Source organism: Streptomyces sp. NPDC001941 (assembly GCF_040296945.1).
GTDB lineage: Bacteria > Actinomycetota > Actinomycetes > Streptomycetales > Streptomycetaceae > Streptomyces.
Genome location: NZ_JBEOYE010000170.1, coordinates 1 through 11,295, shown reverse-complemented (window position 1 = coordinate 11,295; position 11,295 = coordinate 1). Strand labels below are relative to the sequence as shown.

Sequence of the window (11,295 nt, the reverse complement as noted above, 5' to 3'; positions counted from 1 at the left end):
GGCACCGAACAGCTCCGCCAGATCCTCGTCCCACTGATCCGGCACCACCCCGCGCACGTCATACGCCTTCACGAGCTGCGACAGATCAGCGGCCATCGAGTAACTCCTTCTCAAGAGATGTCAGTTGGTGGTCGTGAGGGCTCAGACCTGCACGGGCGCCGAAGTCCGCAGCGCCTGTGCGGCGAGGGCCGTGCCGCAGGCCAGTCGGACGCCGGAAGGGATCTCGTTGTGCGGCCCGATGTACGCGCTGTCGCCGACGACGACGTCGTGCAGCGTGCTGCCCGTGCCCACGACCGCGTGGCGTCCGACGACGGAGCGGTGGACGACGGCGTCCGCCTCGACCCGCGAGCCGGGCAGGACGACGCTGCCCTCCACGATGGCCCCGGCCTCCACGACAGCCCCCTCGCAGACGGTGGTCCCCGCGGTGAGGACGGCGAGCGGGTCGACGTGCGCCGACGCCAGGACCAGCGCCTGGCCGGGGCTGCCCGGCAGGGCGGGCGAGTGGACCAGGCCTTGGACGAGGTCGGCCGAGCCCCGGACGAAGGCGGCCGGGGTGCCCAGGTCGAGCCAGTAGGAGTCGTCGAGCACTCCGCGCAGGTGCGCGCCCTCGGCGAGCAGCGCAGGGAACGTCTCCCGCTCGACGGACACCGGGCGCCCGTCGGGGATGCGGTCGATGACCGTACGCGTGAAGACGTAACAGCCCGCGTTGACCTGGTCGGTGACGATCTCTGCGTCGCTCGTGGGCTTCTCCAGGAACCCCAGGACGCGGCCCTCCGGGTCCGTGGGGACCAGTCCGAAGGCGCGGGGGTCCGGTACGCGGGTCAGGTGCAGGCTCACGTCCGCGCCGGACGCGGCGTGGCCGTCCCGGAGCCCGGCGACGTCCAGGCCGGAGAGGATGTCGCCGTTGAACACCAGGACCGGTTCGTCACCGCCGCAGGTGAGGTGGCGGGCGGCGTTGCGGATCGCGCCGCCGGTGCCGAGGGGCTCGGTCTCGGTGACGTACACCAGGTCGAGGCCGAACGCGTCGCCGGTGCCGAACTCGGCCTCGAAGCACTCGGCCAGGTACGAGGTGGCGAACACGACGCGCGTCACCCCGGCCTCGGCGGCGCGGGCGAGCTGGTGCGCCAGGAAGGGGACGCCCGCCACGCGCAGCAGAGGCTTGGGGGTGGAGGTGGTCAGGGGGCGCAGCCGGGTGCCCCGGCCGCCGACGAGGAGGATGGCCTCGCTCATGGGTGTGCTCCTCGTGTTCAGGAGTGGAGTCGTGTTCAGGACGTGGGGGCGGTCGAGGCGCCGGTGGGGTGGTCGGGGGTGAAGCAGGACCGGATGGCGGCCTCGGTCGCGGGACGCCCGAAGAACGACAGGCGGGAGACGCTGTCGGCCGGCTTGGAGAACGGGTCGTCGTCGAAGTTCAGGGACCACCAGTACACGCCGCGCATCCGGCGCTCCTTCACGACCTCGCAGACGGCTTCGTACCAGCGGGCCTGGACCCGGGTGTTGAGGGTGCGCTTGACGTAGAAGTCGCCGGGGGCCTTGTAGGCGCCGTCCATCGCGGCGATCCCGGCCTCGGAGAGCACGATCCTGGGCAGCGGGCCGGTCGCCTTCTTGTCCAGCCACCGGTTCCAGCCCTTGACCAGGTCGGCGACGGAGGCGTCGTCGGACAGCTTCAGGGGGAAGTAGGCGTCGACGCCGAGGTGGTTGACGGGCATGTCGACGTGCCCGGAGACGTAGTGGTCGTAGTTGGCGTCGTAGCCGACGTCACCCTTGAAGTCCTTCTCGACCGAGGCGACGAGCGGCTTCCAGCGCCGGTCGCCCTCCAGGGAGTTGAGCTCGGCGCCGACGGTGAAGGTGTCGGCCTTGACCTTCTGCGCGGCGCGTGCGTAGGGCGTCAGGAACTTCGCGTACGACGCGAACCAGGCGTCCCGGTCCGAAGGGGCGATGTTGCCGCGCCAGTTGGGCATGCCGCCCAGCGACTTCTCGTCGAGCAGGGGGCGCAGCGTGACCCGCAGCCCGGCCTCCTCGAAGACGCGGGCCACCGCCGCCATCCGTTCGGGCGTGGGGGTGTTGTCCCCGGCGAACAGCTTGGTGGAGGTCTTCTTCCCGGTGTGGAAGGGGAAGGACAGCGCGACGGCATTGGCGTGCAGGGAGTCCAGGTAGCGCACGTCCCTGCGGGCCTTCTCCCGCAGTTCGTCGACCGACTGGGAGGGGTCGTCCTCCCAGTAGACGTGCACGCCCCACTGGGTCAGCCCCTCCCGCCACGGGTGCTCGATCCTGAGCGCGCCGCCGCCGCCGGACGGGCGGGTGGCGGTCGCGGACGGCTCCGGGCCGGCCGGGGACTCGTCGGCGGACGCGGACGCTTCGGGGACGACGGCGCCCGCGTTCCAGCGCACCGGGTGGTCGCCCCAGGCGAGGGGGACGGCCACGACCAGGGCGACGACACCGACCGGGAAGAGGGCGAGGAGGGGCAGGCGGGTACGGCGGGGGGATCTCATCGGCGGGTTTCCTGGGTCAGGGGCAGGGTCAGGCGGGCTTGGCGATCACGACGAACTTGTTCTCCTCGCGGCGCGCGAACTTCACGAAGCCGCGCAGGCCGCCGAGTCCTTCGAGGACGGAGAACAGGGGGATGCAGGCGACCACGACGACGGGCTCCCACCACTTGCGGCGGCCGTTGGCGGAGACCATGGCGTTCAGCCGCAGGCCCTCCCAGTACGTCCAGATCACGTACGCGAAGTTCATCGACCACAGCAGCACCACGGACTGCGTGACGGGGGAGGTGTTCATGTTCCCGGTGAACCAGGCGACGAGCAGGACGAACCCGATGTGCTGCAGGGGCCCCAGGATCCAGGTCGCCACGCACACCGAGAGGAACCAGCGGTGCCGCAGCGGGATCGACCGGTTGAAGCAGAGGGCCACCAGGCCCCAGGCCCAGCGCTCGCGCTGCTTGACGAAGTCGCGCACGCTCGCCGGGGAGGCCCCGTAGCAGCGGCCGTTGAACCAGTCGCTGCGGCCGGGGTAGCGGCGGCAGAAGGTGAGGGCCAGCTGGGCGTCCTCGACGATGGCCTTCGGTCCGAAGTCCCAGCCGATCGTCGCCTCGATCGAGGCGCGCATCAGCAGCAGTTCGCCGTGCACGCCCGCGAGCGGCGTGCCCATGCCGGTGAGGGCGCGGAAGCGGGCGATGTCGTCGGCCGGACGCACCGCGTCGGCGAACCAGGTGAACATGTTGACCGCGTTCTCGCGCGGGTAGGTGAGGATGCCCTGGGCCATGTGCTTGGTCTTGTCCGGGTGCGCGCGGCGCTGGCGGTTGACGAACTGGGCCAGCGACGTCGCGGTGTCGGGGCCCACGGCGGTGTCGTCGTCCATGTGCAGGACCCAGACCTCGTCCCGCGCCTCGCCCTCGGCCAGCCGCAGCTCGTGCGCGTAGTGGTTGGCGCGGGCCTTGAAGCGGGTGCCGTTGGGCGTCCCGTAGGCCTTGGGCACGGTCACGACGCGGATCAGCGGGCTGAGTTCGGCGAGCGCGTCGATCTGCCCGGCGGCCTCGCACCCCTCCTCGGTCAGTACGTCGACCCTCATGTGCGGGAACCACGCGGGCAGGTGCTCCACGTACGACAGGACCGACCGCTCCAGCGCGGGGTAGGTGTCGTGGCGGCCGATCGTCGGTACGAGCACGACCAGGACGTCGCGCGTCGCGGGGGCGGCCGGGACCATGCTCCCGTACCGGCGCACCCGCCGGCGGATCAGGAACGCGCCCTGGATGCCGACCATCACGCCGATCACGGGCAGGGACCACACCACGGTCAGCACCCAGGCCAGCCATGTGTCGTTGGGCAGGTACGCCCAGAGCCCGAAGACGAGCAGCACCGCGAAGGGCAGCAGGAACGACATGACGCCGGGCTTCCACGCCTGGTGGCGTTCGAGCAGGCGGCCGTCCTGGCGTGAGGGCGCGGGTGAGGGCGAGGGGAGCGGGGCCGGCGGCGCGGCGGGGGGAACGACGGGGGGCACGGTGGGTCGACTCCAGGGCGGTGGTACGGGGGATCGTGGGGGTGGCGGAGGGGGCGCGCGGGGCTCAGGGGGAGTGCAGCGACTCCCACACCCGGGTCCAGGCTCCCGCGTGGGGGCCGCCGATCGCGGTCAGCGGCGACTCGTAGCTCGCCCGCGCGTGCGCGTCGGTGTTCATGTCCCGCGGACCGGAGAGGTTGTGCTGGGTCAGGCCCTGCCCCCACACCGTCCACAGGGTCCAGGGGGTGCGGTCGAGGGTGGCCTCGCGGCCCGGCCCCAGCGGCAGGCGGAACGTCTCCGCGAGCACCCGCGGCTTCCCGTAGTCCGCCAGGCCGCGGTACCACTCCCCGGTCCAGGCCTTCCCGTCGCGCGGGGCCTCGGGACGGTCGTCGTAGTCGTCGACCCCGACCACGTCCACGAACTCGTCGCCCGGGTAGTGGTCCCACGGCGCGTGCCCGTGCTCCCCGTCCCAGGCGTGGGGCGCCCACACGAAGATCAGGTGGTGCAGGTCGCGGGTCTCGACCAGGTGCCGGTACGCCAGGCGCCACAGCCGCCCGAACCTCTCGGGCCCCAGCCCCGACCACCAGAAGCCGCCGCCGGTGTCGGTGTTCATCTCGTGGAAGGGCCGCAGCAGCACGGGGACCCCGCGCTCCGCGAGGTAGCCGAGGTGGTCGGCGAGGAAGTCGAGGTCGACGAGGAGCTCGCGGTGCTCGTCCGTGCCCGGGGTCAGCAGCCGGTCGGCCCAGCGCGGGTCCCGCGCACCGGGGCAGTCCGCCCAGAAGGTCTGGGGGTAGCCCTTGACGGGACTGCCCGGCCAGGGCTGGTGGAAGGAGACGCCGACGAGTCCGGCAGGCCCGCCCCCGTTGTCCGGGAGCCGCTGCGCCAGGCCGTCGCTGCGCGGCTCGTCGCCGCCCGGGTTGTGCGAGCCGTCGGGGCGGCGCGGCAGCCCGTCCCACACCCCGGTCGCGAGGTCGACGGCCGCGTCGACGTAGGCCCACTCCGTGCGGCCGGAGGGCCAGCGGGCGTTGTAGGGGCGCGCGTGGTCCACGGCCCAGCCCGGCTGCCCGTAGCCCGGGCCGAGGTCGACCTCGACGAAGCCGGGCAGCTTGCCCGTGATGTCGGCGGCCTTGCGGTAGTAGTAGCCCGGCGGCTTCGTGCCGGGGCAGTCCCCGTACTCGGGGTTGAGCAGCTCGTTGTGGAGCTCGACGTGCTGGCCGAGGACCGTGGCGCGGGGGCGGCCGGCCCGTGCGGCGTTCTCCAGGTCGGCCAGGAACGCGTACACCGCGCGTGCCTCCGCCGAGGCCCGCGGATCACGACGCGCCAGCTCGCGCGGCACTTCGGGCGGGTGTACGGGCGCGGAGGACCCGGCTCCTGACCCGAGCCCGGCTCCGGCCGCGATCAGCCCGCCGGCGCCGCGCAGGGCGGTTCGACGCTCCACAGCGCTCTCTCCTCCATCGGTTCCACCGTTCCGGAGCCGTACGTCGGGGAGGTACGGCCTCGGCTGGGCGCGCCCGGGGACGGGACGCGCGGAACGACCACAGAGGCAGGGGGTGACCGTCGGGCACGACGCCGCCCACCTGGCCCGCCAGGGGGAACGCCTTGCCGCTACGGGGTCGAGCTTATGCAGCCCGTACCAGAGGAAGACCAGAAGAACGGCCCGATTCGGACCGCCTTTCAGAGCCGGTGAGCGGGACCGAAGTCCCGCGTCGGGCGAGCCGTAGGTCGGCGTCCCGAGGCCCGCTCACCGGGGGCCCCGGCACCTCCGGGCAGGCTCGTATACGTGCCCGTGCGCCCGCTCACGTACGCCAGAGCAGGCCCGGGCCCTCGCCGCAGTACGTCTGGAGCACCTGCTCCATCTTCCCGCCCCCCGGCCGGACGGACGCGCACTTGCCGCTGTTGCGGTTGACCAGCTGCCAGGCGTGCTGGGCGGTTCGGTACTGGAAGGACCAGTACTGGTCGGGGAAGAGGCCGTCGTCATCGCCGCAGAGGTACTGGGTGACGATCGCGTCGTCGGCGGTCTCGCCCGCGTCCACCGACAGGCAGAGCCCGGTGTTGCGGTTGCGGACCGAGTAGGTGCCGTCGCCCTCGTCGTGGAGCCGCCAGAACTGTTCGGTGCCCGCGCGGCAGTCGGTCTGCACCATCCCGACGGCCGGGTTGGGGTCGGCGTCCGGGACGGCGAGGCACATCCGGCTGGTGGCGTTGGTGAGGCGGAACCAGCGGTCGGGCAGCACCGGGGGCGGCTGCGCGGACGGCGTGGACGACGGCTCGGGCGACGCCCCGGGGCGCGAGGCCGAGGGACGCGGCGGCCCGGCGCTCGCGCCGCGTGCGGCCCCGGGCGACGGCGCGGTCGGGGTACGGGCGTCCCGGGGCGTGGCGGGTGCCGCGGCGCTCCGGCTGGGTGACGCTGCGGCCGAGGGGAGCGGCACCGCTCGCTGGCCCGGCAGCGGGACCATCTGGAGGACCGCCGGATCGTCGCCCACGTGATCGTCCCGGGCGGTGACGACGAGGGCCACGGCGGCCAGCAGCGCGACGCACAGCGTGGTGGCGCTCCGTAGGGCGCCGCGCGCAGCGGCCCCCATCCGGCCGTCCGCCGCGTGCGGCAGGGACACCGGGAACGCCCGGCGACGGGCAGGGCGAAGCCGCGCCCCGCCCGCCGCGTCCAGCCTCTCCAGTACGGCTCCGCCCCGCGGACCGGCGGAGAGGGCGGTCAGGTCGGCGCCCCCGGCCCGGTGCTCCGACCACAGGCCGAGGGCCTCCGTGCGGCGCACCTCCAGGGCACTGCCGACCCGGGCCAGCGCGAGGGCCAGCGAAGGGTCCGCCGGAGTGGCCTCCCCCTCGCCCGCCACGGTGAGCCGGGCCGCGTACAGCTCCCGCTCGCCTTCCGCGTACGCCTCCCCGGCGGCGCCCCGCACGGCGAGCGCGGCGCCGAGCTGGTCGTAGGCCGCGCCCAGCCGGTCCCGGTCCCCGTCCTGAACGGCCCCGGTGTCCGGCCAGGTCGGCAGGAGCATGTCGATCAGGGTGAGCAGACTGTGCACGACCCGTCCCGCCTCGGCCAGGTCGGCCTCGGCCCTGTGCAGCGCCTCGTCCAGGCGCGGGGCCGGTTCCCGCCGCACCTGAGCGACCAGCGCCGCGTCATGGAGCCGGCGCGCCCGGCCCAGCACCTCCGCGCGCCCCCGGCCGTCGCGCACGCGGTCGCGCACCACGCTGTTGAGCACGCCGAGCGGTATCAGCTTGGCGCCGGAGCGGTACTCGCTCCACAGGGTGCGACCGCCGCCGTAGCGGTCGGCCAGCTCCCGCACCGTGTGCGACGCGGTCAGCTGCTGAACGAAGTGGGCCACGTCGTTCGCGGCCTCCGTCGCACCCTTGAACGCGCCCTGCGGCCGGCCTGGTCTCGCCATGGAACCCCCGCTGTCCGTGGACGACCCGTGTCGGCCACTCAATTCCCGGTCCTGAACAGCGAGAACGAGCCGGATCCGGCACGGCCGACGCACGGTCGCGGCGGGTCCGGTCCCCGCTGGGCAGGACCCAACCAGGGGTCCACCCCGGGTACAAGTCCTGAACAGGGCAGATCCGGAAGCACATCGGCCATGTACGGTGCCCGGGCCTCCGCCCCGGCCGGGCGCCCGCTCCCGTCGGAGGGCCCGGCCGCGCGTGCGCCGTACCGGCGTGTAGGGCGTCGGTCCGCGTACCGTACTGCGCTTGGATGCGGGGAGGGGCATTGCCGTGGTCGTCGGCCGCGGGCGTGTCCGGATCGTGGAGCGCTGACTCGTGCTGTGTCGGGTCGTCACGCGTCGGGTCGTCGTGCGTCGAGTGGAGGAACGGGATGGGACCGGGCGGGGACGCGGAGCAGCCGCCGCTGTTCGGGTGGGAGGACACGCACGAGGACGCGGACGCGGCGCGGGCGGAGACGGCCGGGCGGCCCGTGCGATGGGCGTTCCGCGACGGCCCCGGGGCGCGGCGGATCCTCGACGTACGAGAGGTGTACGCGGAGCCGGCGGCGCTGGACTCGCCGCGCGGACGGGAGATCATGGCCCGGCTCCCCGGAGCGCGGGTGACGGAGGTGGCCAGTCACTGGCGCATCCCCTCACTGCACGGCAACGACGGGAACGTCTCCCGCTGGGTGCGGGTGAAGACGGAGACGCTCGTGCTCGGCGTCAAGCACACGCTGGAGACCCGGCCCAACGGCCGGTCGGCCGACTGGATCGCGCCGGGGCCGTCCAACGGGTGCGCGCTGGCGTGCGCGTACTGCTACGTACCGCGCCGCAAGGGGTACGCCAACCCGATCACTCTGTTCACCAACATCGAGGCGATCATCCGTCATATCGAGCGCCACGTACGGTCGTTGGGCCCCAAGAAGGAGCCGAACCAGTGCGACCCGTCGGCCTGGGTGTACGACATCGGCGAGAACGGCGACTGCTCGGTCGACTCGCTGCTCTGCGACAACGTGGCGGACCTGGTCGCCGCGTTCCGCGCGCTGCCGACGGCGAAGGCGTCGTTCGCGACCAAGTTCGTCAACCCGGACCTGCTGGACCTGGACCCGCGGGGCCGCACCCGGGTGCGGTTCTCGCTGATGCCACCCGGCGACGCCCGACTCCTCGACATCCGTACCAGCCCGGTCCCCGAACGGATTGCGGCCGCGGCCGACTTCCTCGACGCCGGGTACGAGGTGCACTTCAACCTGTCCCCAGTGGTGCTGCGCCAGGGCTGGCAGCGTGACTGGGCGGAACTGCTCGACCACCTCGACGCCGTGCTGCCCGCCCGGGTGAAGGAACAGGCGGCGGCGGAGGTGATCATGCTGACCCACAACCAGGCGCTGCACGAGGTCAACCTGGGCTGGCACCCGCGCGCCGAGGAGGTGTTGTGGGTGCCCGGGGCGCAGGAGACGAAGCGGTCGCAGAACGGCGCGCTCAACGTGCGCTACACGGCGGACGTCAAACGCCGCTCACTGGCCCGGCTACGCGAGCTGATCACGGCGCACGCCCCGTGGCTGCGGGTCAGGTACGCGTTCTGAGGGGGCCGGGGGCCGGGGGTCGGGTGCTAAGGGTGGTGGTGGGGAGCGCCGGGCTGACGGCACGACGTCACTCGTAGGCGCTCGCGGCCTCCAACTGCAAGGCGACCGACTCCCAGGACACCGGCTCGATGGGCGGGACGTCCCGGGGGTCGCGGCGCTCGTCCAGCCAGGTGTCCAGCCAGGCGTGCCAGGACTCCAGGTACTGGGGGAGCGACCCGCTCGCCCAGCCCCCTCCGTCCCCGGCCCACAGGCCGCGAGCCACCCGGTCCTCCGTCCACGCCCGGCTCCTCGCGTAGTCGGCTGCCAGCGCACGCAAGAACGCCTGCAACTCCAGTGGTCCGGAGGGTTCTTGCTCGCGGCTCAGCGGAGCCGGTTCCGCCGGACCGGCCGGGGGAGCGGCGAGTGCGGTGAGCAGCTGGGCGGCCAGGCCGCTCCAGCCGGGTTGCGGGGCGCGCTCGGGGAGCGTGCCTTCCCAGCGCAGCAGTACGTCGTCGATCTGCGGGGTCGGTGTGCCGGGGCGCTGGAAGTGTCCGACGAGGAGAAGCAGGAGGTCGCGGAAGTCCGCGCTGCTCTGCACCTCGGGATTCGGGAGTGGTGTCACAGGGGCGACGGTAGGGTCCCTGCGGCGATCCGTCGATCGAATATGGCCTCCGGCAGCGTCCCCGTCCCACGCGCGCGCCAGGGGTCTGCGAGGTCCTGCCGCACACAGAGCGGAGGCGGGGCCGTGGGGGTGTCACGATGGACGTGCGGCCCCCAGGGCCCCGTGGTGGCCCCGCTCCTTCAGCACTGGGGGCGGCTGCCGTGGTTCGCGCCCTTCTTGCAGCGGGCCTTCTTCTTGCGGCGGCGCTTCGAGGACATGCGTGCCTCCCGGGTCGGGTGTGCGGTGGACCTCCCCTGGTTCCAGGAGAGCACGAGGCGGCCGTTCCCGCCTTCCGGTGGTTGCTGACCATGCCTGTGGGAAGGGCTTTGACCAGGGCTTTCGTGCAGGCGGTGGCCGCGTCAGACCACGGCCCCCTCCGACGGCCCCTGACCCAGCCCCGGCACGTCCCTGAGCTGCTTGCGGGAGGTGATGCCGAGCTTGCGGAAGATGTTGCGCAGGTGCGCGTCCACCGTGCGCGGGCTGAGGAACAGCCGCCCCGCGACCTCCTTCGTCGTCGCGCCCCCCGCGACCTGGCGCGCGATGTGCGTCTCCTGCATCGTCAGGTCGTCCAGTACCTGCCCGGAGCGGCTGCGGGCGACCTCGCCCGTGGCGCGCAGCTCGTCCGCCGCCCGCTGCGCGAACGCCTCCATGCCGATCTCCGACAGCTGTTCGTGCGCGGTCCGCAGGTGTTCGCGCGCCTCGCGGCGGCGGCCCGCCCGGCGCAACCACTCCCCGTACCGCAGGTGGGTCCGCGCGAGGTGCATGACCAGGGGGCTGCCCGTCAGGTGGTCGAGGGCTTCCCTGTGGTCGTCCTCCAGGCCGCTGACCAGCGCCCGCGTGCCCGCCCCCACGCCGAGGGCGAAGGGCGTTCCCGCCGGTTCCGTGCGGGCCAGCAGCGATTCCAGCGCCTCCCGCGCGACGGCGTCCTCGCCGCACCGGACCGCGGCCTCCACCTGCTCGGGGAGCGCGAAGCCACTGAGGAAGAGGTCACCGTGCTCCACGGCCCGCGTGGCCGCGTCCAGGGCGGCCGGGTACTCGGCGAGACCGTTGTGCAGTACGGCCGTCGCCCAGTGGGCGTTCGCGGTGAGTTGTCCGGTGGCCCGGCCCGTCACCTCGGCGAACAGGGAGAGCACCTCGTCGCGTCGCCCGCGCATCGCCGCCAGGTGCACCCTCGGGTACAGCTGGGGCCGATCGCCGACCGCGTCCGCGATCGCCTCCTCCTCGGCGATCGCCGCCATCGCCTGCCCGAAGTCACCGGTGAGGACGGCGGACACGGCCCGCTGGGCAAGGCCGAGCCGGATGGTCAGCGGTGAGCCCGTGTCCCGTCCGGTGCGCACCAGCCAGTCGACCACCGTCGCGTGGAGCTCGATGTCCCACAGCTCACCCGCGAGCACCGTGCCCAACGCCGGCGCCCGGGTCCACCCCGGCGCCCCGTCGGCGCCGACATCGGTGAGGACCCGCCGGAGCGCCGGCACTCCCACGCGATGGCCTTCCGCGTCCAGCAGCACCAAGGCGTCGAGGAGGTCCGGCGGCCCGGGCACGGAGGCTCCTGATGCGGATGATGCCGAGGCTGACGCCTGGTTCGAGAGCCACGTGGTCCGCTACGAGGCCGCCTGGCAGCTCTTCCCCGACGCGGTGCCCGTGCTCGACC

9 protein-coding genes and 1 pseudogene are annotated in these 11,295 nt (G+C 73.4%); 2 read left to right on the top strand and 8 right to left on the bottom strand.

The annotated features are described in order from the left end of the window. Positions 1-141: 141 nt before the first annotated feature. The 5 genes from manB to ABT160_RS45190 form a co-directional block, all read right to left on the bottom strand. The gene (manB, locus tag ABT160_RS45210) at positions 142-1,230 is read right to left on the bottom strand and encodes a mannose-1-phosphate guanylyltransferase (protein WP_351655780.1); all 1,089 of its coding nucleotides are present in this window, start codon (positions 1,228-1,230) and stop codon (positions 142-144) included. 35 nt (positions 1,231-1,265) lie between these two features. After that, complete coding sequence (locus ABT160_RS45205) at positions 1,266-2,489, bottom strand: glycoside hydrolase family 113 (protein ID WP_351655777.1); 1,224 nt, start codon at positions 2,487-2,489, stop codon at positions 1,266-1,268. Between the two features lie 28 nt (positions 2,490-2,517). Continuing rightward, on the bottom strand, positions 2,518-3,996 hold the full coding sequence (locus ABT160_RS45200; protein ID WP_351655774.1) for a glycosyltransferase family 2 protein: 1,479 nt from the start codon (positions 3,994-3,996) through the stop codon (positions 2,518-2,520). A gap of 64 nt (positions 3,997-4,060) precedes the next feature. Beyond that, positions 4,061-5,431 carry a glycosyl hydrolase gene (locus tag ABT160_RS45195; RefSeq protein ID WP_351655772.1) on the bottom strand — a complete coding sequence of 457 codons (1,371 nt, stop codon included), beginning with the start codon at positions 5,429-5,431 and terminating at the stop codon, positions 4,061-4,063. Positions 5,432-5,789: 358 nt separating this feature from the next. After that, a complete protein-coding gene (locus ABT160_RS45190) occupies positions 5,790-7,391 on the bottom strand; it encodes an RICIN domain-containing protein (RefSeq protein ID WP_351655769.1) in 1,602 nt (533 codons plus the stop codon). A gap of 425 nt (positions 7,392-7,816) precedes the next feature. Here ABT160_RS45190 and ABT160_RS45185 point away from each other — a divergent pair, with 425 nt between their 5' ends. After that, on the top strand, positions 7,817-9,004 hold the full coding sequence (locus ABT160_RS45185) for a spore photoproduct lyase family protein (protein WP_351655766.1): 1,188 nt from the start codon (positions 7,817-7,819) through the stop codon (positions 9,002-9,004). A gap of 67 nt (positions 9,005-9,071) precedes the next feature. Here ABT160_RS45185 and ABT160_RS45180 read toward each other — a convergent pair whose 3' ends face one another. The 3 genes from ABT160_RS45180 to ABT160_RS45175 form a co-directional block, all read right to left on the bottom strand. Then, the gene (locus ABT160_RS45180; protein ID WP_351655763.1) at positions 9,072-9,605 is read right to left on the bottom strand and encodes a hypothetical protein; all 534 of its coding nucleotides are present in this window, start codon (positions 9,603-9,605) and stop codon (positions 9,072-9,074) included. 179 nt (positions 9,606-9,784) lie between these two features. Then, entirely contained in the window at positions 9,785-9,862 is a 78-nt protein-coding gene (locus ABT160_RS47205) for a hypothetical protein (protein WP_502984417.1), read from the bottom strand. Between the two features lie 141 nt (positions 9,863-10,003). After that, positions 10,004-11,185: a helix-turn-helix transcriptional regulator gene (locus ABT160_RS45175; RefSeq protein WP_351655760.1), complete on the bottom strand. Its 1,182-nt coding sequence runs from the start codon at positions 11,183-11,185 to the stop codon at positions 10,004-10,006. 13 nt (positions 11,186-11,198) lie between these two features. Between ABT160_RS45175 and ABT160_RS45170 the strand changes: the two are divergent. Next, a pseudogene (locus tag ABT160_RS45170) lies at positions 11,199-11,295 on the top strand (HAD family hydrolase); the annotation flags it as partial.